The sequence below is a fragment of the Streptomyces canus genome (assembly GCF_030815415.1).
Lineage (GTDB): Bacteria > Actinomycetota > Actinomycetes > Streptomycetales > Streptomycetaceae > Streptomyces > Streptomyces canus_F.
This window is the reverse complement of record NZ_JAUSWW010000001.1, coordinates 4,162,149-4,186,792: the sequence shown is the minus strand read 5'-3', so window position 1 is coordinate 4,186,792 and position 24,644 is coordinate 4,162,149. Positions and strand designations below refer to the sequence as shown.

Annotated in this window: 17 protein-coding genes; 12 read left to right on the top strand and 5 right to left on the bottom strand. The window is 73.1% G+C overall.

All coding sequences use genetic code 11. From position 1 onward, the window contains the following. Window positions 1-145: 145 nt before the first annotated feature. Window positions 146-1,012 carry a lipase family alpha/beta hydrolase gene (locus tag QF037_RS19200; RefSeq protein WP_307026915.1) on the bottom strand — a complete coding sequence of 289 codons (867 nt, stop codon included), beginning with the start codon at window positions 1,010-1,012 and terminating at the stop codon, window positions 146-148. Window positions 1,013-1,593: 581 nt separating this feature from the next. On the opposite strand from QF037_RS19200, the gene QF037_RS19195 reads away from it, so the two are divergent. Then, the gene (locus QF037_RS19195; protein ID WP_046261573.1) at window positions 1,594-2,010 is read left to right on the top strand and encodes a cobalamin B12-binding domain-containing protein; all 417 of its coding nucleotides are present in this window, start codon (window positions 1,594-1,596) and stop codon (window positions 2,008-2,010) included. Window positions 2,011-2,057: 47 nt separating this feature from the next. Here QF037_RS19195 and QF037_RS19190 read toward each other — a convergent pair whose 3' ends face one another. Then, window positions 2,058-3,680, bottom strand: a complete 1,623-nt coding sequence (locus QF037_RS19190; RefSeq protein ID WP_307026913.1) for a DUF5691 domain-containing protein — start codon at window positions 3,678-3,680, stop codon at window positions 2,058-2,060. 392 nt (window positions 3,681-4,072) lie between these two features. Beyond that, window positions 4,073-5,422: an SWIM zinc finger family protein gene (locus QF037_RS19185; protein WP_307026912.1), complete on the bottom strand. Its 1,350-nt coding sequence runs from the start codon at window positions 5,420-5,422 to the stop codon at window positions 4,073-4,075. Window positions 5,423-5,568: 146 nt separating this feature from the next. Between QF037_RS19185 and QF037_RS19180 the strand changes: the two genes are divergently transcribed. The 7 genes from QF037_RS19180 to sucD all read left to right on the top strand — a co-directional run bounded on the left by QF037_RS19180 (window position 5,569) and on the right by sucD (window position 17,188). Next, window positions 5,569-6,708: an ATP-binding protein gene (locus QF037_RS19180; RefSeq protein ID WP_307026910.1), complete on the top strand. Its 1,140-nt coding sequence runs from the start codon at window positions 5,569-5,571 to the stop codon at window positions 6,706-6,708. A 323-nt stretch (window positions 6,709-7,031) separates the two neighbouring features. After that, window positions 7,032-9,491: a DUF5682 family protein gene (locus QF037_RS19175; protein WP_307037252.1), complete on the top strand. Its 2,460-nt coding sequence runs from the start codon at window positions 7,032-7,034 to the stop codon at window positions 9,489-9,491. Window positions 9,492-10,020: 529 nt separating this feature from the next. Next, entirely contained in the window at window positions 10,021-11,187 is a 1,167-nt protein-coding gene (locus tag QF037_RS19170; RefSeq protein ID WP_307026909.1) for a VWA domain-containing protein, read from the top strand. 270 nt (window positions 11,188-11,457) lie between these two features. Then, the gene (locus QF037_RS19165; protein ID WP_307026907.1) at window positions 11,458-12,423 is read left to right on the top strand and encodes a hypothetical protein; all 966 of its coding nucleotides are present in this window, start codon (window positions 11,458-11,460) and stop codon (window positions 12,421-12,423) included. Between the two features lie 296 nt (window positions 12,424-12,719). Then, entirely contained in the window at window positions 12,720-14,636 is a 1,917-nt protein-coding gene (locus QF037_RS19160; RefSeq protein ID WP_307026905.1) for a hypothetical protein, read from the top strand. Between the two features lie 470 nt (window positions 14,637-15,106). Continuing rightward, window positions 15,107-16,285, top strand: coding sequence for an ADP-forming succinate--CoA ligase subunit beta (gene sucC / locus QF037_RS19155; RefSeq protein ID WP_067438131.1), 1,179 nt, complete (start codon window positions 15,107-15,109; stop codon window positions 16,283-16,285). 18 nt (window positions 16,286-16,303) lie between these two features. Beyond that, window positions 16,304-17,188, top strand: a complete 885-nt coding sequence (sucD, locus tag QF037_RS19150; protein ID WP_046261564.1) for a succinate--CoA ligase subunit alpha — start codon at window positions 16,304-16,306, stop codon at window positions 17,186-17,188. Window positions 17,189-17,395: 207 nt separating this feature from the next. Here the strand turns inward: sucD and QF037_RS19145 are convergent, their stop codons facing one another. Continuing rightward, on the bottom strand, window positions 17,396-18,451 hold the full coding sequence (locus tag QF037_RS19145; protein ID WP_307026903.1) for a helix-turn-helix domain-containing protein: 1,056 nt from the start codon (window positions 18,449-18,451) through the stop codon (window positions 17,396-17,398). Window positions 18,452-18,547: 96 nt separating this feature from the next. On the opposite strand from QF037_RS19145, the gene QF037_RS19140 reads away from it, so the two are divergent. Further along, window positions 18,548-20,554 carry a cell division protein PerM gene (locus QF037_RS19140; protein ID WP_307026901.1) on the top strand — a complete coding sequence of 669 codons (2,007 nt, stop codon included), beginning with the start codon at window positions 18,548-18,550 and terminating at the stop codon, window positions 20,552-20,554. 31 nt (window positions 20,555-20,585) lie between these two features. Here QF037_RS19140 and QF037_RS19135 read toward each other — a convergent pair whose 3' ends face one another. Further along, the gene (locus QF037_RS19135) at window positions 20,586-21,347 is read right to left on the bottom strand and encodes a hypothetical protein (RefSeq protein ID WP_307026899.1); all 762 of its coding nucleotides are present in this window, start codon (window positions 21,345-21,347) and stop codon (window positions 20,586-20,588) included. A gap of 283 nt (window positions 21,348-21,630) precedes the next feature. Here QF037_RS19135 and purN point away from each other — a divergent pair, with 283 nt between their 5' ends. From purN to QF037_RS19120, 3 genes are all read left to right on the top strand, one after another. After that, window positions 21,631-22,260, top strand: a complete 630-nt coding sequence (gene purN, locus QF037_RS19130) for a phosphoribosylglycinamide formyltransferase (protein ID WP_307026898.1) — start codon at window positions 21,631-21,633, stop codon at window positions 22,258-22,260. Further along, the gene (purH, locus tag QF037_RS19125; protein WP_307026895.1) at window positions 22,257-23,822 is read left to right on the top strand and encodes a bifunctional phosphoribosylaminoimidazolecarboxamide formyltransferase/IMP cyclohydrolase; all 1,566 of its coding nucleotides are present in this window, start codon (window positions 22,257-22,259) and stop codon (window positions 23,820-23,822) included. The genes purN and purH overlap by 4 nt, the downstream gene beginning before the upstream one ends. 78 nt (window positions 23,823-23,900) lie before the next feature. Next, window positions 23,901-24,644: an AAA family ATPase gene (locus QF037_RS19120; protein WP_307026893.1), complete on the top strand. Its 744-nt coding sequence runs from the start codon at window positions 23,901-23,903 to the stop codon at window positions 24,642-24,644.

Genomic DNA, 24,644 nt, shown 5'->3' with positions numbered 1-24,644 from the left:
ACCCGCCGGTATGCGGGCGCGACAATCTTCAACGGGTTTCGCGCCTTCAGGAAACGGGCATTCGGCCGTGTTTCGGGGGACTGCGGGCGCGAGTTTGGCCTTGTGTTCGAAGATTGTTCGATGTTGGACGGCTGTCCTGCGGCTGTCACGCCACTGTCAGACCGCCGGCCTCGGCTGCGGACGTGGCTTCTGCCGGTGAGGTGTCGAGGGCCTGCCGTATCCCGGTCGCGACGGCCGGGTGCACCGGGAGGGCGAGATGCCCGACCCCGCTCACCTGGACGTTCTGCGCCATCAGGTCGGGATGGTCGATGCAGGCGGTCTCCAGCGGGTCCATCAGATGGTCGAGGTCGCTCCAGAAGCTCACGAAGTGCGTACGGCAGCCGGGCGCGGGCTGGGTCAGCTCCTTGAGGACGTCCGAGCCGGGGCGCATCTGCCGCACGATCGGGTGCGCGTCCGCCAGCGGCACCACCCGGGTCCCGGAATGCGGGGTACCGAGCGTGACCAGGGTGCGTACCCGCAGGTCACCGCCGAGACACTGTACGTAGTACCGCGCTATCAGTCCGCCCAGGCTGTGCCCCACGACATCGACCTGCCTGCTGCCCGTGCGCTCGCAGATCTCCGCTATGTGCCGGCCGAGCAGCTCGGCCGCGGTGCGGATGTCGCACGTCAACGGTGAGTAGTTCAGCGACTCGACCCGGCGGTGGCCGTGCTGGAGGAGGCTGCGGCGCAACAGCACGAAGACCGAGCGGTTGTCGATGAAGCCGTGCAGCAGGACGACCGGCGGTTTGGCCTCCGTCGGCAGTTGGGCGGGGCCGTCCGGGGAAGGGAGCGGGACGGCCGGCGCCCGGCGCTCCTGCAGGACACCGGAGGGGTAGAGGAGGAGGTGTCCGGCGAGGATCGCGATCTCCAGGGCGGTCGCCCTCAGGAGAGCCGCGGACAGGCCCGCAATTCTGCTCGGGAGCAGCCGCTGGCAGAGCGGAAGAAAGGGCGCCACTGCCCTGGTGACCTTCATGGCCGACCTCCTGTCGGCACACGTGAAGACAGCTCTGTCCCCCGTGTGCCCTCGTGGGAGGCCGCGGCGGAGGCGACCGAGGAGGCATGAGGAGGGCGCGTGGGGTGAGCTCGGCGAGCGGCGCGCGTGGAGCGTGGTGCGCCGATGACCTGGCGAGGCTCCCTGCCGGTGTGGCGACGAGGCTCCCCGCTGTCGTGCCTTACCTGCCCTGCGTGCCCTTCGTGCCACCGTCGGTACACCGCACCGCCCCGGCGCGCGGCCCGCGGCGCGGTGGCACGGCGACCTCGTTGCGGCTCCCGTTGCGCTTGCTCCCACTGCGGTACGGGGGCCGCGTACCGCTGCGGCCCGTGTGCCGCAAAGACTCGGAACGGTGCGCGGCGAACGTGTCCCTCCGTGTGATTTCCCCCTCGGTCCGCACCGCGAAACTGCCGGTTACGGGATGGTGGAGATAACGTTCGTTCACTTCCTCGCACAAGGTGGTGTGAGGACGTCCGGGTCGTATCGGCGCCGTCGCGGTGACATACATGGCATGTTCGGTACTTGTCGGTACGGATGGATGCAGTCGCTTCATGGAGGCAGTGATGGGTGTGGCAGCCGGTCCGATCCGCGTCGTGGTGGCCAAGCCGGGGCTCGACGGACACGATCGCGGGGCCAAGGTGATCGCGCGGGCGCTGCGCGACGCCGGTATGGAGGTCATCTACACCGGGCTCCACCAGACGCCCGAGCAGATCGTCGACACCGCGATCCAGGAGGACGCCGACGCGATCGGCCTCTCCATCCTCTCCGGCGCCCACAACACGCTGTTCGCCGCCGTCATCGACCTGCTCAAGGAGCGGGACGCGGCGGACATCCTCGTCTTCGGCGGCGGGATCATTCCCGAGGCGGACATCGCCCCGCTGAAGGAGAAGGGGGTCGCGGAGATCTTCACCCCGGGGGCGACCACACAGGCGATCGTGGACTGGGTCCGGGCCAACGTGCAGCAGCCGGCAGGGGCATAGGCCGATCCGAGACGGCGGGCCGGCGTGACCGACGCCGGCCGGCTCCGTCAGAGCGCCCCCAACTCCCGCGCCATCGCCGCCCGCAGCCGCAACGTCGTCACCAGCCGCTGGAACGCCTCCGCCCAGTACCCGCCGGCCCCGGGGCTCGCGTCCTCCGACTCGTCCGGCACCGCCAGCAGCCCGTCGAGCCGCCCCGCCTCGGACGGATCGAGACACCGCTCCGCCAGCCCCATCACTCCACTGAAACTCCATGGGTAACTCCCCGCGTCCCGCGCGATGTTGAGCGCGTCCACCACAGCCCGCCCGAGCGGCTCCGCCCACGGCACCGCACACCCCCCGAGCAGCTGAAACGCCTCCGACAGCCCATGCGCCGCGATGAACCCGGCCACCCAGTCGGCCCGCTCGGCGGAGCCCAGCGTGCCGAGCAGCTTGGCGCGCTCGGCCAGGGACACCGCCCCGGGACCCCCGGCCTCGGGCGCCCCGGGCGCTCCCAGCAGCGCACGCGCCCAGGCCGCGTCCCGCTGCCGTACGGCCGCCCGGCACCACGCCGCGTGCAACTCGGCCCGCCAGTCGTCCGTCACCGGCAGCGCCACGATCTCCTGCGGCGAACGCCCACCGAGCCGCGCCGCCCACGTCCCCAGGGGTGCCGCCTCCACCAACTGGCCGAACCACCACGACCGTTCACCCCGTCCCGCCGGAGCCTTGAGCACTACACCGTCCCGCTCCATGCTCGCGTCGCACTCGAACGGCGCCTCCACGGTGATCGTCGGTGTCTCCCGCGTACGGTCCAGGGCCACGCACGCCGTCGCCCTGAACGCCATCCGCGCGGCGAGCGCCGAGCCCGGCAGCGCGGAGAGCAACTCGGCAGCGGTCGCCCGGACGTTACGGCTCCGGTCGGCCAGCGCCTGCTCCAGGAACGGCTCGTCATCGGCGCCGAGACCCGTCCGCAGCGAGTCCAGGAACATCAGACGGTCCTCGGCCCGCTCCGTCGCCCACGTCGTCGCCAGCAGCTCCCGCGCGGCGGCGGGCTCACGGGCCCGTATCGCGGCGAGCAGTGCGACCCGCTCCGCGAACAGGCCCTCCTGCCACAGCTGCCGGACCCGGTCCGTGTCCCGCGGGTGCGGCAGCGCCGGGTCCCCTCCCGGTGCCGCGCGCAGGGCGAACCGCCAGTCCGGGTTCAGCCGGGCCAGCCACACGGCACGCGGGCCCGCGAACGCCAGTGCCGCGGGCCGCAGGTCCGTACGTCCCCGGGCCGCGTCCAACAGCGCCGGCAGCACCTCGGGGGGTGCCGCGAAGCCGCGGGCGTTCGCCGTCGCCAGCCACTGGGGCAGCAGTTCCATGAGGTCCGGCGCCGTGCCGCGACGGCCACCGCCGCCCGTGCCCGGACGGTCGGCCAGCAGCATCGAGAGCCTGCGGGCCGCGGCGGCGGGCAGGGCGGGACGGGCATCCTCGGGCGCCGGGTCCGGCCGCGCCGCCGCCGGGGCGGGCCGCAGCCCGGCCCGCCGCCGTACGGTCTGCGTCGCCGCCGCGTCCAGCAGGGCGACGGGTGCCGCCCGGCCGGGAACCGCGCCCGGCGGGGTGCGCCGGTCCGTCCCGAGCAGGGCGGTGGTGACGAGTTCCTCCCAGACGTCCTGCGCGGGTGAATCCACAGGTGTGGACGTGCTGTTCATGCGGGTCCTTTCCGTGGGACGCCGTGGCGTGCGGGGGAGGTGGGGCGGTGGGTGTGTCCGGAGGTGCGGGAGTGCGAGGGGACACCGGTGCAGGTACCGGTGCCTGTGTGGGCCGCGCGATGGCAGCGGGTGACGTGGGTGTTGTCGTCCGAGTCCGTGTGTGCCGCGCGGCCGGTGCGCGTGGCGTGGACGTTGGTGTCCGTATGTCCTCCGAGGTCGGCGCGGATGGAATCGGCGTCGGCGTGTGCGGGTGCCGCGGAGCCGGTGGCCGGGTGGTACTTGTGGTGCGGTGGGCGGGTACGTCCGTGGCGTCGCGCCGGCGAGGGCGCGCCGCGCGCTCGGCCTGGGTACGCGGACGGCTGTGCGGCAGGACGGCCCGTGCTCCGGCCGTCTCAGTACAGCGCCACCCCTTCGCCCGCCCCCTCGGGCCAGGCCGTCAGCGGGGTGAAGCCGCGGTGGCCGCACTCGCCGAAGACCTTCACCGGGGCGCCGCCCGAGAGGGCGACCAGGCGCCACAGGCCCGGGCGGGAGTGGGCGGTAGGGGTGAGCGGCAGCGCCGTGTCCCCGCCGGCGTCCGCCAGTTGCCACGTGTCGCCGTCCGGGGTCGGGACGACCCGGTCCAGCGTCACCGGGACCGAGTCCAGCCACGGGTCGTCGCGCAGCGCCTCGCCGTAACGGGCCGCCGCCTGGGCCGTGGTCGTCCCCGGCGGGCGTATCTCCGCGGGCGCCGGTGGTGCGAACTGTTCGCCCAGCGCCGCCCGCACCTGCCCGGCACCCGGGTACGCGGACACCTCCGCCTCCAGGACCAGGCCCACCGGCAGAGCCAGTTCGGGAGCGCGGCCGGCGGCGCCGAAGGAGAGGAGCAGGGCCATGCGCCCGGACTCGGCGCCGTGCAGCCAGATCCGGCGGGTCGTCAGCCGGGCGTCCGCCGTGTCGTACTGGGCGAGCACCAGCCAGCGGTCCCGCACCGCCGGCCCGTCCGCCGAGGCGGGCAGCCCGATACGGGAACGGACCGTCGCCGCCAGATCCCCGGGCAGCCGCTCGCGCCGCAGCCAGCCCTGGTCCAGGAGGTGGAGGAGCGCGCACTCCTCCAGCAGCCGCACCGGCCAGCCCGGACCGGACGACGGAATCGCCCCCAACTCCCGCACCCGGGCAGCGAGTCCGGGTGCCTGGGCGTCGACCATGCGGGCCGCGGTCTCCTCCCACATCCCGTACCCCGCCTGCTCCGCACCGGCGAGCCCGCCGCGCAGCAGATCCGCGAGGCGCTGCTCCAGCTCCGTCGCCCCCGCGGTGACCAGCGTGGCCCGGCGCTCCGCCCTGCGCCTGGCCGCCTCCGGATCACCACCGCCGCCGGCGGACGCCGTCGCGTCCTTCTTCTCCTCCGCCCGCTTCCTTCTCCCCTCCAGCCACTGCTCCGCCCAGTCCGGCGCCTGCCCCCGCGGCACCGCGCCGTCCTCGCCCGCCCAGAGCAACAGCAGCCCGAGGGCGTGTTTGCACGGGAACTTGCGGCTCGGACAACTGCACTTGTACGCCGGCCCGGACACGTCCGCGATGTCGACGACCGTCTGATACGGCTTGCTGCCACTGCCCTTGCACTGCCCCCACACCGTCCCCTCGTCGGAACTCCCCGCCTCGGACCACGGCCCCGCCGCCCCGAGTTTGCTTCCCGCTTTGCGTGATGCGGCGTCAGGCGCCAGTGCCAGCACCTGGTCCGCGCTCCAGCGCACCCCCTGCTGAGTCATGTCATCGAAGGTAGATCCCACCACTGACAATCGGTCCGGCGAGCGCCCTCGCCAGCAGGTTTCCGCAGGTCAGATCGCGTTGTCAGTGGCGTGGTGCAACGTGGGTGACAGATCCGAACCGGCCGAGCTGGAGGGGGCTCTCAGCCATGTCTGTGTCCGTGGACGCGATGTCTGTCGAAGCATCCGCATCACCCGAGAACGAGCCGACGGAGGAGTTGCGTCCGCACGCCGAGGACGCCTTCGCCGCCGAACTCACCGCGCTGGCGGCCCAGGACGACCGCCCGCGCCCGGCCCGCTGGAAGCTGTCCCCGTGGGCGGTGGCGACGTACCTGCTCGGCGGCACGCTTCCCGACGGCACGGTCATCACACCGAAGTATGTGGGGCCGCGCCGCCTCGTCGAGGTCGCGGTCACCACGCTCGCCACCGACCGCGCCCTGCTTCTGCTCGGTGTCCCCGGCACCGCGAAGACCTGGGTGTCCGAGCACCTGGCCGCGGCGGTCAGCGGCGACTCGACCCTGCTGGTGCAGGGCACGGCCGGCACACCGGAGGAGGCGATCCGGTACGGCTGGAACTACGCGCAGCTGCTCGCCAACGGCCCCAGCCGTGACGCGCTGGTGCCCAGCCCGGTGATGCGGGCCATGGCGCAGGGGATGACGGCGCGGGTGGAGGAGCTGACGCGCATCCCCGCCGACGTGCAGGACACGCTCATCACGATCCTCTCCGAGAAGACGCTGCCGATACCGGAGTTGGGGCAGGAGGTGCAGGCCGTCCGCGGCTTCAACCTCATCGCCACGGCCAACGACCGCGACCGCGGGGTCAACGACCTCTCCAGCGCCCTGCGCCGCCGTTTCAACACGGTCGTGCTGCCGCTGCCGGACAGCGTCGAGGCCGAGGTCGACATCGTCTCGCGGCGCGTGGACCAGATCGGCCGCTCCCTCGACCTGCCGGCCGTGCCCGAGGGGGTCGACGAGATCCGCCGGGTGGTGACCGTCTTCCGCGAACTGCGCGACGGGATCACGTCCGACGGCCGCACGAAGGTCAAGTCGCCCAGCGGCACGCTGTCGACGGCGGAGGCGATCTCCGTCATCACCAACGGGCTCGCCCTCGCCGCCCACTTCGGCGACGGCGTACTCCGGGCCGGCGACGTCGCCGCGGGCATCCTCGGCGCCGTGGTCCGCGATCCGGCGGCCGACCGTGTCATCTGGCAGGAGTACCTGGAGGCGGTCGTCCGGGAACGCCACGACTGGAAGGACTTCTACCGCGCCTGTCGGGAGGTGAGCGCGTGAGCCGGGACGACCTGGGGTGGGGCCGCCCCGGCGGAGGCCAGGGCCCGGGCGGCTCGGGTGGATCGGGAGGCTCGGGCGGGAGCCAGGGGTCGCGTGGCTCGGTGTTCATGACGTGCGGGGGCGTCGGCGGTGTGGTGCGGCGGTCAGGGACCGGCGGCCGGTGATCGGTGATCGGTGGTTCTGGAGGGGAGGGGGACGGTGTGACAGGAAGTGAGAGGGACGGGGGTGGGGCGGCCGTGAGCGACGGGAGCGAGCCGACAGCGGGCGCTGGGAGCGGGGCGGTCGCGGGTGAGGGGGGAGCGGCAGTCGGCGGCAGGGAGCCGCTGCTGCTCGGCGTACGGCATCACGGGCCCGGTTCCGCGCGGGCCGTGCGGGCGGCGCTGGAGGCGGCCCGGCCGCGGGTCGTCCTGATCGAGGGTCCGCCCGAGGCCGACGCCCTGATCCCGCTGGCCGCCGACGCGGACATGCGGCCACCGGTCGCTCTCCTCGCCCACGCCGTAGACGAGCCGGGCCGCTCGGCGTTCTGGCCCCTCGCCGAGTTCTCCCCGGAGTGGGTGGCGATCCGGTGGGCCCTGGAGCGCGACGTCCCGGCGAGGTTCATCGACCTGCCGGCGACGCACTCGTTGGCATGGGAGGAGGGGCGGTTCGACGTGGCAGTGGGGGAGACACCCGGCTCTCCCGACTTCGGAACGGCTCCCGGCTCCCGTGCGGAAGCGGGTGACGGTGCCCCCGATCCGGTCGCCCGCACCGGCCTCCGGATCGACCCCCTCGCCGTGCTCGCCGAAACCGCTGGTTACGACGACCCCGAGCGGTGGTGGGAGGACGTCGTCGAGCACCGGGGGGACGGTGCCGGGGATGTGTTCGCGCCGTTCGTCGTGGTCGAGGAGGCCATGGGGGCGCTGCGGGAGGCGTACGGGAGCGGGGGGCATGAGCGGGATCTCGTGCGGGAGGCGTATATGCGGCTCCAAGTACGGGCGGCTCAGCGGGAGTTCGGGGGCGGGGTGGCCGTGGTGTGCGGGGCGTGGCATGTGCCCGCGCTGCGGGAGAGGACGGCCGTCACCGCCGACCGGGCACTGCTGAAGGGGCTGCCCAAGGTCAAGGCGGACATGACGTGGGTGCCGTGGACGTACCGGCGGCTGGCCCGGGTCAGCGGATACGGGGCCGGTATCGACTCGCCGGGTTGGTACGGGCATCTGTTCGGCGCGGCGGACCGTCCGGTGGAGCGGTGGATGACCAAGGTGGCGGGGCTGCTGCGGGAGGAGGACCGGATCGTCTCGTCGGCCCATGTCATCGAGGCGGTGCGGCTCGCGCAGACTCTCGCCGCGATGCGCGGCCGCCCGCTGGCGGGGCTGAGCGAGACGACCGACGCGGTGCGGGCGGTGATGTGCGAGGGCTCGGACGTGCCGCTGTCGCTGGTGCACGACCGGCTCGTCGTGGGGGATGTGCTGGGGGAGGTGCCGCAGGGGGCGCCCGCGGTGCCGTTGCAGCGGGATCTCGACCGGACGCAGCGTCGGCTGCGGCTCAAGCCGGAGGCGCTGGAGCGGGATCTGGAGCTCGACCTGCGCAAGGAGACCGACGCGGGGCGCAGCAGGCTGCTGCACCGGCTGCGGCTGCTGGGCATCGGGTGGGGTGAGCCGGTGGCGTCGCGGGGGAGTACGGGGACGTTCCGGGAGACGTGGCGGCTGAGGTGGGAGCCCGAGCTGTCCGTGCGGGTCGCGGAGGCCGGCGTGTGGGGGACGACCGTGCTCGCCGCGGCGACCGCCAAGGCGCAGGCGGACGCCGTCACCGCGCAGAGCCTCGCCGATGTCACCGCACTCGCCGAGCGTTGCCTTCTGGCCGAACTGCCCGAAGCGCTCCCTGTGGTGATGCGGGTCCTCGCCGACCGCGCCGCGCTCGAGGCCGATGTCGGCCATCTCGCCCAGGCCCTGCCCGCCCTGGTCCGCTCCCTGCGCTACGGCGACGTGCGCGGCACGGACACCCACGCCCTCACAGAGGTCGCCGCGGGTCTCGCCGAACGGGTCTTCGTCGGTCTTCCCCCGGCGTGCGCCGCGCTCGACGCGGACGCGGCCGAGGAGATGCGGGGGCATGTGGACGCGGTGCACGGGGCGGTGGGGTTGCTGGCGGATGTGCTGGCGGCGGAGGGAACACCCGACGACAGCGAGCCCGCACACGCCGCCGTGCCGCCCGTCGAGAACCCCCTGCCCGGCGCCCTCGGCTCGTCCCACCGTGACCTCCGCCTCCGCTGGCGGTCCGTGCTGCGCGTGCTGTCGGGCCGGGACACCGTGCCCGGGGTCGTCCGGGGACGGGCGGTGCGGTTGCTGCTGGACGACGGGGAGTTGGGGCAGGACGAAGCGGCGCGGCTCATGGGGCTCGTGCTGTCGCCGGGGACGCCGCCCGCGGATGCGGCCGCGTGGATCGAGGGGTTCGTCGGCGGTGGTGCCGGGGGCGGGCTGCTGCTCGTGCACGACGAGCGGTTGCTCGGGCTGGTCGACGCCTGGCTGACCGGGGTGCCGGCGGAGGCGTTCACGGATGTGCTGCCGTTGCTGCGGCGGACCTTCTCGGCGTACGAGCCGGGGGTGCGGCGGACGCTCGGCGAACTGGTCCGGCGAGGGCCGGGTGAGCGGGGGAGTGCGGCGGGCGGCGGCGTCGGCATACCCGGTTTCGGGGCCGATCTCGATACCGCGCGTGCGGATGCGGTGCTGCCGGTGGTGCGGCTGCTGCTGGGACTGGACGGCGACCCCGTGGGCGCCGACGACAACGACCTTGTGGGGGTGGGGCGATGACGACCGACGGACCGGGCGAGCCGAGGAGGTCCGCGGAGGCGGCGGCCGTCCTCAGCGACGGGCAAGGGGCCCTGGCGACAGATGCCTTGACGGCGATCGTGAGCGTGATGCCGCTCTGGGCACGGCCCCGCACGACGGTGCCCGCGCCGGGACGCCTTGCGGCTGCGGTGCCTGTGACGGAGAGGGCTATGACGGAGCGGCCGCCGACTGAGCCGCTTGCAACAGCGCCTCCTTCGGTGGCGTGGCCCGCGGCAGGAAGACCCACGGCGGCGGCTCCCTCCACGACGCGGCCCGCGACCGGGCGACTCGCCGCGACGCCTTGCCCGGCAGCGCGACCCACGACCGGGCGCGTCGGTAAGGCGCCTGTTCCGGCAGCGCAGCTCGCGGCAGCCTCTCCTTCGGCGACGCGGCCTGCGGCGCGACCCGCGACAGGGAAGCGCGCGACGGGGCTGCCTTCCGCAACGCGGTCCGCGGCAACGGGGTCCGCGGCAACGTGTTCGACGGCGAAGTCTCTCGTGGGGGTGTCCGGATGACGGTCGACATGGTGGACCCGGCGCAGGAGCGGCTGCGGCGTTGGCGGCTGGTGCTCGGGGGTGATGCCGCCGACGGGACCGGGTGTGCGCTCGGGGGGCGGGATGCCGCGATGGACGGGGCGCTCGCCGCGCTGTACGGGAAGGGGGACAGGCCGGGGCAGTCGGGGCGGGAGCGTGCCGCGGGGCTGGGGGCCTCGGCGCCCTCCGTGGCGCGGTGGCTCGGGGACATCCGGACGTACTTCCCGTCCTCCGTCGTGCAGGTGATGCAGCGTGACGCGATCGAGCGGCTCGGTCTCGCCGGTCTGCTGCTCGAGCCGGAGATGCTGGAGGCGGTGGAGGCCGATGTGCATCTCGTCGGCACGTTGCTCTCGCTCAACAAGGCGATGCCGGAGACGACGAAGGAGACGGCACGGGCCGTGGTCCGCAAGGTCGTCGAGGATCTGGAGAAGCGGCTCGCCACACGCACCCGGGCGACCCTCACCGGCGCCCTCGACCGCAGCGCCCGTATCAGCCGGCCCCGCCACCACGACATCGACTGGAACCGCACGATCGCGGCCAACCTCAAGCACTACCTGCCGGAGTACCGGACGATCGTGCCGGAGCGGCTCATCGGGTACGGGCGGGCGTCGCAGTCGGTGAAGAAGGAGGTCATCCTCTGTATCGACCAGTCGGGGTCGATGGCGGCGTCGGTCGTCTACGCGTCCGTGTTCGGGGCGGTCCTCGCCTCCATGCGGTCCATCAACACCCGGCTCGTCGTCTTCGACACCGCGGTGGTCGACCTCACCGACCAGCTCGACGATCCGGTCGACGTCCTGTTCGGCACCCAGCTCGGCGGCGGTACGGACATCAACCGGGCGCTCGCGTACTGCCAGTCGCAGATCACCCGGCCCGCCGAGACGGTGGTCGTGCTGATCAGCGACCTGTACGAGGGCGGCATACGGAACGAGATGCTGAAGCGGGTGGCGGCGATGAAGGCGTCGGGGGTGCAGTTCGTGACGCTGCTCGCGCTGTCCGACGAAGGGGCTCCCGCGTACGACAGGGAGCACGCGGCCGCGCTCGCCGCGCTGGGCGCACCGGCCTTCGCCTGTACCCCCGACCTGTTCCCGGAGGTGATGGCGGCGGCGATCGAGAAGCGGCCCATCCCCGTCCCGGACACGGCATGACGGGGAACGGACCGGCGGCCGGAAGAGACCGGAAGAGAGAGGAACAACGGTGAATCGGTGGTGACTTGTCGACCCAGCGACATCCGAATTGGGACAGCAAAACGGACATGAGTCGCATCGGTAACGGGGGGCTTGCGTAACCTCCGCACTCCCGTGCGAGTATCGGTGCCTCGTCAGCGGTGCGTCGCGCACCGCTCGTCCGTACCGCGTCGCACCGACTTCGTCGCTCGTCACGCGTGATTCGTTCCGCCGCACGGGAGGACCACCCTCTTGACCTGGCCGGCCGCACTGTCCGGTGCCGCTCTGCGCAGTCTGCGCACGGCGGCCGGGCGGCGTGCGCTGCAAGTGGCGCTGCTGGTGGGCGGGTTGTTCGCACTCGGGTTCCTCTGCGGAGGACAGGCGAGCGCGGCGGAGGGCATACCGACGACGACAGCGACATCCGGGGCCGCTCCGGCGGATCCGGCGCACGGCGTCCGGTCGTTGACGAGCGGCGCGGTGGGGCGGTTGGCGAAGCCGCCGGCCGAACCCGAGGTCCCTCACACCACACCCCGGACGGACACCCTCCCGACGTCGGCCGACCCGGCGTCGGTCGACGACAAGGTCCTCCGACCGGTGACCGAGCAGGTCGTCGGTGTCGTGGACGGCAAGGTCCTCCAGCCGGTCGGCGACCTGGTGGACACGGTGACCGAGCAACTGGGTCAGGCGCAGGCGCAGATGCCGCCGCTGCCGAGTCCGCCGTCCCCGCCTGTGACCGAGCCGCCCGGCCTGCCCGAGCTTCCGGAGCTGCCGACCCTGCCGGGTCTGCCCGCGCTCCCGGGGCAGACGCTCCCGGGACACACACCGCCGGCGACGACGCCCCAGCCGGAGTCCCCGGTGGCCGACTCGCCCCAGGGCGACGTCGTCGGACGGCGCTCCGGCAAGGCAGCGGCCACGGCCACCTTCTACGGTCCGCCGTCCGTTGCCGGTTCGCCCACGACGGGTTCTGCGGCGAAGACCGGCGGGCACCCTGCCGTGCAGGGCGCCCACGCCGCCGTACCGCAGACGCCCGGCGATGACCAGAGCGGTGCGCTGGGCAACCGGTCGACGGCGGACAGCGGTTCGTCGCGGCACGGGGACGCGCATGCCGTCTCCCTGAACCACCGGGCGGCGGTGCGGCTCGTGGCCGGAGCCGCTGTGCGTGCTGACGCGTTCGAGACCCGGGACCGGCACCGGGACATTCCGGTTTCTCCGGCATAGGGCAGGACCCCCTCCGCCGTAGACCTGCCGCCGCGGGGGCGGAACAGGTCCGCCCGCCGTCCGGACCCCCTTGGGACCACCGGACAGAAACCGCCGAAGCCGAATCCGAACCCGCAGGACCCCGCCCCGGGGCATCGCGGCCGGAACCGGCACCGGAAGTGTCCCCAGCCATCCGAAGCACCGGAGCTCCGCCACGGACCTCCTCCTGAAAGGCCGCCCTCGGCGTTCAGGAGCCCGTCCGTCCCAGGCCTCCGGGGAGCTTCGGACCTCCCAGGATCTAAGGATCTGACGCACGTATGAACAAGAACATCCGCCGCTCCATCGTCATAGCCGCCGGCGTCACCGGCGCGTGGGCGCTCGGCTCCTCCGTGGCCAGCGCTGACGAACTGCCCGCCTCCTCGCTGTCCGTGTCCGACACGACGACCGACGTCACGGACGCCCTGACCGGCACGGTCGACGGCGCTGTCACCGAGGTGCGGGACACCGTCTCCGGCGTGACCTCGACAGCCGAGAACACCGCCGCGACGGCCACGCCCAAGGCGACCGACACGGTCTCCGAGACGGCAGGCATCGCCACCACCGATCAGGCCCGCCGCTACGTGGACGCGAAGGTCACCGTCCCGCAGACCACCGCGACCTCGAACAAGGCCTCGAAGATCAAGGGCGCCGCGGCCATCCAGGGCGCGAAGGCCGCCCGTGCCACGCAGGCGAAGGCCAAGGCCACAGTGAACGAGACCGTCACCACCGCCCGGGCCACCGTCTCCGACGCGACTGCCCCGCAGGACGACGTCGACTACCTCTTCGGCCCCCTCGCCGCCTTCGCCCCGGAGCTCGAGCGGGCCCTGGCCGGCGCCCAGACCAAGCTCCAGGGTGTCCAGTCGGCGGCCCGTACCCACGCCCAGGGCGTCGACGGCGTCGTACGGACCAAGGCGCGGCAGACCGTCGCGGGCGCGGGCCGCACCGCCACCGGCGTGACCGGCGCCGCGCAGGCCACGGTCACCGGGACCGAGGGACGCGCCGGCGACGCGCTCACCGTCGCCCGGGGCGAGGCCGGAACCGTCACGACGGCCGCCGGGGCGAGCGTCTCCTCCGTCCCGAGCCACATCACGGGCACCGTGGACGCCGTTCCCGGCACCGTCGCCCCGATCGTCGACGAGACGGTCGCGGCGGCCGTCCCCCCGCTGGCCACCGCCGCCGTGGACGGAGTGGTCCCGGTCGCCGACTGGACGGTCGCCGGTGTCGTCCCGACCGCCGAGCACGCCGTCGCCGGGGCCGTCCCGGTGGCCACCGGCACGGTGGAGGGTGTGAGCCCGGTCGCCCACGGCGTGGTCAACGGCGTCACCCCGGTCGTCGGCCACACGGTCGGCGAGGTCACGCCGGTCGTCGGCGGCACGGTCGCCGGTGTCGCGCACACCGCCCACCACACCGTCGGCGCCGCGACCGCGCTCGCCCACGGCGTCGTGGCCGACGTCCAGCCGGTCGGCGCCGGTGCCGTCCAGGGCGTGGGGCAGACCGCCGGGACGGCAGTCCACGGCGTCCGGCCCGTCGCCACCGCCACCGTCGGCGACGTCGACCACCTCGCCGGTGCGGCCGTTCACGGCGTCGCCCCCGTCGCCACCGGCGCGGTCGCCGACCTCCACCCCGTCGTGGACGGCGTCGTCACCGACGTGCCCGGCTACGCCACCGGTCTCGTCGGTCAGGTCGCCGTCGATGCCACCGGTGCCGTGCTGCCGCCGGTCGCGTATGGCGCCGTGCACGGCGTGGCCCCGGTCGCGGGGCAGGCCGTCGCGGACGCGGACGGGCTGGCGTACGGCGTGGTCGGCGACGTCCGGCCCGTCGTGGGCGGCGTCGCGCCGCTCGGGTACGGCGTGGCCGGGCACACCACCGATCTGGCGTACGACGTGACGGCGGAGGCCCACTCCTTCGCGCAGGGGGTCGCGCAGCCCGTCGTCGGCCTCGTCCAGCCCGTCGTGCAGGGCGTCACGGGCGGCGCCGGGAACCTCGCGTACGGCGTCACGGGTGACGTCGCTCCCTTCGCGTACGGCGTCGTCGGGGACGTGGCGCCGGTCGTCGGCGGTGTCGCACCCGTCGTCGGTCACACGGTCGACGGAGTGACCCCGCTCGCCGGGAACGCCGTCGCCGGTGTCCAGGGCGTCGCCGAGTCGCTCACGCCGGGATACGCGCAGCAGTACGGCGGCGCGTACAACGCCTGACCGTCCCCCATCGCCGCCGCCCTCAGAGCGGCGGACCGACCGACTCCGTGAGGACGCAGGACCCGGACGGCCGAAAGCCGTCGGTCTGTCCGGCCGGCACCTCACGGACGGGGCGGAGCGGTCCCCATTGGGGTGGGGATCGACTGCCCCGTGCCCCTTCAGGGGCTGCTCAAGGGGCCTCACCGGGTCAACCCCAGCCCGGTGAGGCCCTTCCCCATGACCCCCTCGGCCCCTCACATCCGGCACAGCGTGCCAGTGAGGGCGGCATCATGTGACAGGTATCACCGCTCAGGTGTGACCCTCGATTTAGGGGCCTCCCGCAAGCAGCGATAACCTGCGAGACGGACATGCCGCGCGCTCGGACACCGTGTGCGCCTCCCTTGTGACAGACACGGTCGGACGTCACGTTGCCCTCGCGGCACGCCCACGCAGACAACGAACCGCGAGATCACTGATAGGGACGGAAGCGCGTGGACCTGTTCGAGTACCAGGCGAGGGACCTCTTCGCCAAGCACGATGTACCGGTGCTGGCCGGTGAAGTCATCGACACGCCTGAGGCGGCCCGCGCAGCCACCGAGCGCCTCGGTGGCAAGTCCGTCGTCAAGGCTCAGGTGAAGGTCGGTGGCCGTGGCAAGGCCGGCGGCGTGAAGCTGGCGGCGACCGCCGACGAGGCGGTCGAGCACGCGACCAACATCCTCGGCATGGACATCAAGGGCCACACGGTCCACAAGGTGATGATCGCCGAGACGGCCCCGGAGATCCTGGAGGAGTACTACGTCTCCTTCCTCCTGGACCGCGCCAACCGCACCTTCCTCTCCATCGCGTCCGTCGAGGGCGGCATGGAGATCGAGGAGGTGGCGGAGACCCGCCCCGAGGCCGTCGCCAAGACGCCGATCGACGCCAACGTGGGTGTGACCCCCGAGGTCGCCCGCCAGATCGTCGAGGCCGCGAACTTCCCGGCCGAGGTCGCCGACAAGGTCGAGAACGTCCTTGTCACCCTGTGGAAGACCTTCATCGAGGAGGACGCTCTCCTCGTCGAGGTCAACCCGCTGGCCAAGGTCGCCTCCGGTGACGTCATCGCCCTGGACGGCAAGGTCTCCCTCGACGAGAACGCCGAGTTCCGTCAGCCGGGACACGAGGCCCTCCAGGACAAGGACGCGGCCAACCCGCTCGAGGCCGCCGCCAAGGAGAAGAACCTCAACTACGTCAAGCTCGACGGCGAGGTCGGCATCATCGGCAACGGCGCGGGTCTCGTCATGAGCACCCTGGACGTCGTCGCGTACGCCGGTGAGAACCACGGCGGCGTGAAGCCGGCCAACTTCCTCGACATCGGCGGTGGCGCCTCCGCCGCCGTCATGGCGAACGGCCTGGAGATCATCCTCGGCGACCCGGACGTCAAGTCCGTGTTCGTCAACGTCTTCGGTGGCATCACCGCCTGTGACGAGGTCGCCAACGGCATCGTCCAGGCGCTGCAGCTGCTCGCCGACAAGGGCGAGGAAGTCACCAAGCCGCTGGTCGTCCGTCTGGACGGCAACAACGCCGAGCTGGGTCGCAAGATCCTCTCCGACGCCAACCACCCGCTGGTCCAGCGCGTGGACACCATGGACGGCGCGGCCGACAAGGCCGCCGAGCTCGCGGCTGCGAAGTAAGGACGAGGGAAAACAGCCATGGCTATCTTCCTCAACAAGGACAGCAAGGTCATCGTCCAGGGCATGACCGGTGCCACGGGCATGAAGCACACCAAGCTCATGCTGGCCGACGGCACGAACATCGTCGGTGGCGTGAACCCGCGCAAGGCGGGCACGTCCGTCGACATCGACGGCAACGAGATCCCGGTCTTCGGCACGGTCGCCGAGGCGATCGAGAAGACGGGCGCGAACGTGTCCGTCCTCTTCGTCCCGCCGGCCTTCGCCAAGGCCGCCGTGGTCGAGGCGATCGACGCCGAGATCCCGCTCGCGGTCGTCATCACCGAGGGCATCGCGGTCCACGACTCGGCCGCGTTCTACGCGTACGCCGTGTCGCAGGGCAACAAGACCCGGATCATCGGCCCGAACTGCCCCGGTCTCATCACGCCGGGCCAGTCGAACGCCGGCATCATCCCGGGCGACATCACCAAGCCGGGCCGCATCGGTCTGGTCTCGAAGTCCGGCACGCTGACGTACCAGATGATGTACGAGCTGCGTGACATCGGCTTCTCGTCGGCCGTCGGTATCGGTGGCGACCCGATCATCGGTACGACGCACATCGACGCGCTCGCCGCGTTCGAGGCCGACCCCGACACCGACCTGATCGTCATGATCGGTGAGATCGGTGGTGACGCCGAGGAGCGTGCGGCCGCGTTCATCGCGGAGAACGTGAAGAAGCCGGTCGTCGGCTACGTCGCGGGCTTCACCGCGCCCGAGGGCAAGACCATGGGCCACGCCGGTGCCATCGTCTCCGGCTCCTCCGGCACGGCCGCCGCGAAGAAGGAGGCCCTCGAGGCCGCGGGCGTCAAGGTCGGCAAGACGCCGACCGAGACGGCGAAGCTTGCTCGCGAGATCCTCGCCGGCTGAGCATCTGCCTGGCTGAGCGTTGTGGGCCCGTTCCCCGGTTGGGGGCGGGCCCACAGTGCGCTCAAGCATTTGCCTCGCGACGTGGTCTGGCGGCTGCGGGCGCGTCGTGGCCGTTCGCGCAGTTCCCCGCGCCCCTGAGGTACGTGCACTGGACCCACGCTTTTAGGGGCGCGGGGAACTGCGCGACCAACCCCCACCGGCCCGCGGTCAACGACTGAGCGGTAGCACCCTCTCCGGCCCACTCGTCATCCCACCCCGCAGCTTCTCCCGCAGTTCCGCCTCCGCCTCCGACAACGCGCCCTGCGCGACCCGTGGCGGCACCCCCTGGATCTCCGCGCCCGGCGCGACCGGCGGCTCGTAGCGGGTCGGAGCCGTCCGTACCGTCAGTGCCGTCGTCCCGATCAGCGCCACCGTGAACGCAATGGCCGCCCGCGTCCAGAACCGCGCCCTGCGCTCGCTCCCCGTCCGCACCGTCGGCGGCTTCGCGGCCCGCAGACGTTCCGCCGAGGCGAGTTCGGTAAGCCGCCGGTGCAGCTCAGTGGGGTCGGCCAGGGCAGGCAACCTCGTGGCGACCGCCTCGCGCGCGTGCAGCAGCCGGTTCGCCGCCGCCGGCGTGCTCGCCTCCGTCTCCGCCGCGGTCTCGGGCAGGCCGAGGCCCACACCGTCGTACAACAGCAACGTGCGGCGGTACGGCGGGGGGAGCTTGAGGAGTACGTCCATGAGGGCGCGGTCCGACGCGTCGGCGGGCGGTGGCTCCGGGTGCCGGAATCGCGGGCGGAAGCGGTGCCAGGGGGACAGGGCGTACTCGTACGCCGTGGCGCGTACCCAGCCCGCGGGGTCGCGGTCGACGGCCACCTCGGGCCAGCGCTGCCAGGCGAGTTGGAAGGCCCGCTCGACCGATTCGCGGGCGAGTTCACGGCGCCCGGTGAGCAGATAGGACTGCCGTACGAGGGCCGGGGCGCAGAACGCGTACAGCGCGTCGAAGGCCTGAGCGGGAGTCAGGGGGACGGCTGCTGCCTCGGGTTCGGGAGTCGGCTCCTCTTGAGGGACCGTCACCTCGACCTCCGCCAAGGAGTCCAGCAGCTTCGCGTAGGCCTCCCGCTTCCGGCCCCGCGGGTTCGTACGGCCGGACTCCCACGCGCGGACCGTCTCGCGGGTGGTGCCCACCCGTTCGGCGACCTGAGCCTGCGTCAAGGATCCGGCCTCGCGCAGGCGTCGGCGTTCCTCGGGCGGGGGGAGCGGGGTCGCAGGGCTCCGGGTCACAGGGCGCCCCTTCGTACGAAAAAGTACATAGTCGTATATTGAGCGACACTTCGGGGGTTCGCCTGTTGCGACGAGAAAGCGCGTGTCGTTGGGAGCATGGCGGGCGTGATCCAGATGACCGTTCGCCGAGCACCCCAGTCGTCGCCGCTCACCCGGTTGCGGGACCGATCGCCCGGACTGGGCGCGAGCCTTCTGGCCGGCGTGCTCGCGGCGGGGCTCGGGCTCGGTTCGCTCGCCGTGCTGGTGATGGTGCTGTGGATCAGTTCGCCGTATCCGGACAGCGGGCCGGGTGGTGCGTTGCATGTCACGGCGGCGCTGTGGCTGTTGGCGCACGGGGCGGAACTGATGCGTACCGACACGCTGTCCGGGGTCCCGGCGCCGGTGGGGGTGACGCCGTTGCTGCTGGTCGTGCTGCCGGTGTGGCTGGTGCACCGCGCGGCGCGGGACGCGGTGGACGACTCCACGGAGGCGTCGGGATGGACGGCGTTCGCGGGGGTGGTCCTCGGCTACCTCGCCGTCGGGACGGGGGTCGCGCTGTATGCGGCGGGCGGTGAGCTGCGGCCGGCGTGGGTGTGGACGGCGGTGTGCGTGCCGGTGGTCGTGACGCTGGCGGCGGGTGCGGGGGTCTGGACGGCGTACGGCCGCCCGCGCGAACCGGTGGACGCCGCGCTGCTGTCGCTTCCCGCGGGGCTACGGCGTCTGCTCCTCGGCCCCGACGCCCGCCGCCGTCTCGGCACGGCGGCGCGGGCCGCGGGCGCGGGGGTGGCGGTCCTGGTGGGCGGTGGTGCGCTGCTCCTGGGAACGTCCCTGGTGTGGCACGGCGACGCGACGCGGCTCTCCTTCCTCCAGCTGACGGAGGGCTGGTCGGGCCGGTTCGCGGTGCTGCTGCTGTGCGTGGCGCTGGTGCCGAACGCGGCCGTCTGGTCGGCGTCGTACGCGCTGGGGCCGGGCTTCGTCCTGGGAACGGGGCATGTGGTGGGGCCCCTGTCCTCCGCCCCCGCCCCTCTCCTGCCACCGTTCCCGCTGCTGGCGGCGGTGCCGGGGCCGGGGCCGGGGACGTGGGTGAACTGGGCGGCCGCGGGAGTGCCGGTGGTCGCCGGGGTGACGGTGGGGCGGTTCGTGGGGCGGGCGGGGAGTCGGAGAGCGGACGAGGGGAGCGGGGTGCTCGCCGGAGGGCGGGGCGGGGGCGCTGTGGGAGCGACGGCCGGGGCGTCTGTCGTGGCGCCGGGCAAGGGTGTCGGTGCACAAGCGAGGGGCGCCGGGCAGACGGGCGAGCGGTCGGGGCACCGGCCCGCCACACCCTGGTCATGCGGCCGGACCGCCGGTACCGCCGGGCTCGCGGCCCTGCTGTGTGCGGCCGCCGTCGCGACGCTCGCCGCACTCGCGGGCGGACCGCTCGGAGTCGCCGCGCTCGCCTGGTTCGGTCCGGTGTGGTGGCTGACGGGAGCGGCGGCGCTGGCGTGGACCTCGGTGGTGGCGATCCCCACGGCCCTGGGGCTGCGGGCATGGCGGTGCCGGGAGCGGCGGGTGCGGAAGCCGAAGAGCGGGAAGGCGCAGGCGCGGGCGACGGGCACGGGCGTACCCGAGCCGGGGCACGGCGCGGTGCGTCCGGAGGCGGTGGCGCGCTCATCGGAGATCGGTGGGGGACACGAGTCCGGGGCCGGTGAGCCCCGGGCGTCCGGCGGCCGCGCGCGCGGCCGGTTCCGGCGGAAGAGGGGCGCCGGTCAGGCCGTTCCGAAGGTCTCGGCGGCGGACGGGACCCTGGAGCCCCCCTCGGACGACCGGCTCTCCCCGGGCGACGGGACCGGCCCGTCCGCCCCGAAGCCCTCGCCCCGCCGCTGGTTCTCCCGCGGAAGGCCCGCCGGACGACCGAACCCGACCGTCGCCACGTCCTACGACACCGGCGAAGACGACCCCGCCTTCGAGCCGTACGACTTCCTGCCCGCCGACCCCTACCCGGCCCCGGCGACCCTCCCCCACCCTCCGGGCGGGGGGACCCCCACCTCGCTGCGCTCGCCCTGGCACGGCGACGCCTCCCGCGAGACCCGCTGGGCGGCACTCAAGGAGACGTCGACACCGCAGGACCCGCCGGAGACCCCGTGATCACAAGGTGTGCCGGGCGCCGCTCCCCGCGTCAGCCGGGGGCCAGGATGTCCCGGAGCTTCTCCGGTACGAGCTGGCTGCAGGACTGCTTGGCCTTGTTGGTGAGGGCGTCGCTCGTGCAGGTGTAGTAGTCGCTGTAGACCAGGTGCAGGACGAACGTCGCCGTCACCACCGCGATCGCCAGGGACGAGGTGACCAGGCCGCTGATCGCGGCCGTCCGCTGGGGGCGGCCGACCGATTCGGGCGCCGGGGTGTCCGGGTCGGGGGTGCGCGGCTTGGCGCGCAGCGCGCTGATGCCCCAGTACAGGGCGAGCGCGCCGAGCAGCAGGGCGACGTACGGCCAGCTGAAGAGAGCGAAGAAGAACGCCCACATACCGCTCAGGAGCGAGTAACGCGCTCGGCGCTGGCCCGGGTCGGTCGGGTCCCACCGCATGCCCGTGCCGGGGCCGGGACCGCCCTGGCCCTCGGGTCCGGGACCGCCGCCGGGGCGCTCGCCGAAGCCGCCGGAGGAGCGGCCCGGCTGACGGTCGCTCCACTGGCCGCCCCAAGGGGAGCGGGCGCCGTCGTCGTCGGAGGAGGAGTCGTCCGCCGGGCGCCGCGGCTCCCACGGGCGGTCCGGGGTGCCCTCCGGCGGCGGTGCGAAGGGGTTGTCCTCCTCCGCCTTCCGGTCCGGCTTGTCGGAGGGCGCGTCGGGCGGAGAGGCGGGGCGCTCCCGCAGCAGCACGCCGCGGTGCTCCCCTCCCTGCACCGACTGCGGGGGGAGCGTGAGGAGTCGCAGGCTGCGGTCCGGCATCAAGTGAGCGTCTTCCCCTAGGTGATACGACGTCTTACGGCGGTCTGGCGTGAGCCTTCACTTCGGAAACGCACCGCACGACGACCACGTTCCCGACTCGGGCCCTCCCAGACGCTACCTTCCGGCCACGCCCCCGTCCCGTGGGGGCCGCCCGGAGTGCCGGTATCGTTGCTGCCGTCCGGCCGCTTCGTAGACTTCCCCGTATCCCGGGGCGCGAAGCATTCGTACGAACGTACATACGGTCGACCGTACGGAAAACGCTCCCCCGAGAAAGGGCCCCACCGTGGCCGCCAAGCCCGTGGCCAAGCGCCTCGTCGTGCTGGTCTCCGGATCCGGCACCAACCTCCAGGCGCTCCTCGACACCATCGGCCAGGCAGGCTCGGAGGCCTACGGCGCCGAGATCGTGGCCGTAGGAGCCGACCGCGACGGCATCGAGGGGCTCGCCCGTGCCGAGCGCGCCGGGATCCCGACCTTCGTGTGCAAGGTCAGGGACTACGGGACCCGCGAGGAGTGGGACGCCGCGCTCGCCGAGGCGACCGCCGCGTACGAGCCCGACCTGGTGGTGTCCGCCGGGTTCATGAAGATCGTGGGCAAGGAGTTCCTCGCGCGCTACGGCGGGCGGTTCGTGAACACCCATCCCGCGCTGCTGCCCAGTTTTCCCGGCGCCCACGGCGTCCGTGACGCGCTCGCGTACGGCGCCCGGGTCACCGGCTGCACCGTCCACTTCGTCGACGACGGCGTCGACACCGGACCGATCATCGCGCAGGGCGTGGTGGAGATCCGGGACGAGGACGACGAGAGCGCTCTGCACGAGCGCATCAAGGAAGTCGAGCGAAGGCTGCTCGTCGATGTCGTGGGGCGGCTAGCCCGCAACGGCTATCGCATTGAGGGACGAAAGGTAGTTATCCAGTGACCGCCGAGAGCAACAAGCGGGCCATCCGACGGGCGCTCGTCAGCGTCTACGACAAGACGGGTCTGGAAGACCTCGCGCGCGGCCTGCACGAGGCGGGCGTGGAGCTCGTCTCCACCGGGTCCACCGCGGGCCGGATCGCCGCCGCCGGCGTCCCCGTCACCAAGGTCGAGGAGCTCACCGGCTTCCCCGAGTGCCTGGACGGCCGCGTCAAGACGCTGCACCCGCGCGTGCACGCCGGCATCCTCGCCGACCTGCGCCTGGAGGACCACCAGCGGCAGCTGGCCGAGCTGGGCGTCGAGCCGTTCGACCTGGTCGTCGTCAACCTCTACCCGTTCCGCGAGACCGTCGCCTCGGGCGCCTCGCCGGACGAGTGCGTGGAGCAGATCGACATCGGCGGTCCGTCGATGGTCCGCGCCGCCGCCAAGAACCACCCCTCGGTGGCCGTGGTCACCAGCCCCGCGCGGTACGCCGACGTCCTGAGCGCCGTCCAGGACGGCGGCTTCGACCTCGCCACCCGCAAGCGGCTCGCGGCCGAGGCGTTCCAGCACACCGCGTCCTACGACGTGGCGGTCGCCTCCTGGTTCGCGTCCTCCTACGCGCCCGTGGACGAGTCGCAGTTCCCCGACTTCCTGGGCGCCACCTGGGAGCGCAACAACACCCTCCGCTACGGCGAGAACCCGCACCAGCCCGCCGCGCTCTACGTCGACGGCAGCGGTGGCGGCCTGGCCGAGGCCGAGCAGCTGCACGGCAAGGAGATGTCGTACAACAACTACACGGACACGGACGCCGCCCGCCGTGCCGCGTACGACCACGACGAGCCCGCCGTCGCGATCATCAAGCACGCCAACCCCTGCGGTATCGCGGTCGGCGCGGACGTCGCCGAGGCGCACCGCAAGGCACACGCGTGTGACCCGCTGTCGGCGTTCGGCGGCGTGATCGCGGTCAACCGGCCGGTGTCCAAGGAGATGGCCGAGCAGGTCGCCGAGATCTTCACCGAGGTCATCGTCGCGCCGGACTACGAGGAGGGGGCACTGGAGGCCCTCGCCAAGAAGAAGAACATCCGCGTCCTGAAGGCCCCGGCCGCCCCCGCCAACCCGGTCGAGCTCAAGCTCGTCGACGGCGGCGCGCTGCTCCAGGTCACCGACCGCCTCCAGGCGGACGGCGACGACCCGGCGAACTGGACGCTGGCCACGGGCGAGGCGCTGAGCGCGTCCGAGCTCGCCGAGCTGTCCTTCGCCTGGAAGGCCTGCCGCGCGGTGAAGTCCAACGCGATCCTCCTCGCCAAGGACGGCGCCTCGGTCGGCGTCGGCATGGGCCAGGTCAACCGCGTCGACTCCGCGAAGCTGGCCGTGGAGCGGGCGGGCGCCGAGCGCGCGCAGGGCTCCTACGCCGCCTCCGACGCCTTCTTCCCCTTCCCCGACGGTCTGGAGATCCTCGTCGAGGCCGGCGTGAAGGCGGTCGTCCAGCCCGGTGGTTCGGTCCGTGACGAGCTGGTCGTCGAGGCCGCGAAGAAGGCGGGCGTGACGATGTACTTCACCGGAACGCGGCACTTCTTCCACTGAGTCGCGGCTGAGGGCGGCGGCGGGGTCTCGTCCCGTCGCCGCCCTGCCGTTGTCAGTGCCGGGTGAGAGCCTGGCGGCATGATCGTGGAACGCGCGTACGCCCATGTGGCCGAGGACGAGCTGGGTCCCGGCGGCGGCCCGGTGTGGCCGTGGTCGGTGCCGTGCGTGCGGCAGTTGCTCGACGACGGACTGCGGTTCACCGCGCCGGTCACCTTCCTGGTCGGGGAGAACGGATCGGGCAAGTCGACCCTCGTCGAGGCGCTGGCGGAGGCCTTCGGTCTCGACCCCTGGGGCGGGTCGGCGGGCCATCGCTACGCCGGTCCGCGGGAGCCGTCGGTGCTCGGCGGCCGGATGCGGTTCGAGGCGACCGTGGCCGGACGCCGGATGCTGCGGGGCCCCCACACCCGTCGCCGGGGCTTCTTCCTGCGGGCCGAGACCGCGCTCGACGCCCTCGGCCGCGAACGGCACACGGGCCGCCTGTCCGGCACCCCGGACGAGATGAGCCACGGCGAGGGCTTTCTGATGGCGTTCCGCGAGCGCTTCCTCGACCCCGGCCTGTACGTCCTGGACGAGCCGGAGTCCGCGCTGTCCTTCGCCTCCTGCCTCGAACTCGTGGGCGTGCTCGACGACCTCTCCCGGACAGGCGCCCAGATCATCTGCGCCACCCACTCACCCCTGCTCACCGCACTGCCCGGCGCCGAGATCATCGAGGTCGGCGAGCACGGGATGCGCTCCGTCGAGTGGCACGAACTGGAGCTGGTCGAGCACTGGCGGCGCTATCTGAACGACCCGAAGGCGTATCTGCGCCACATAGTCGGCTAG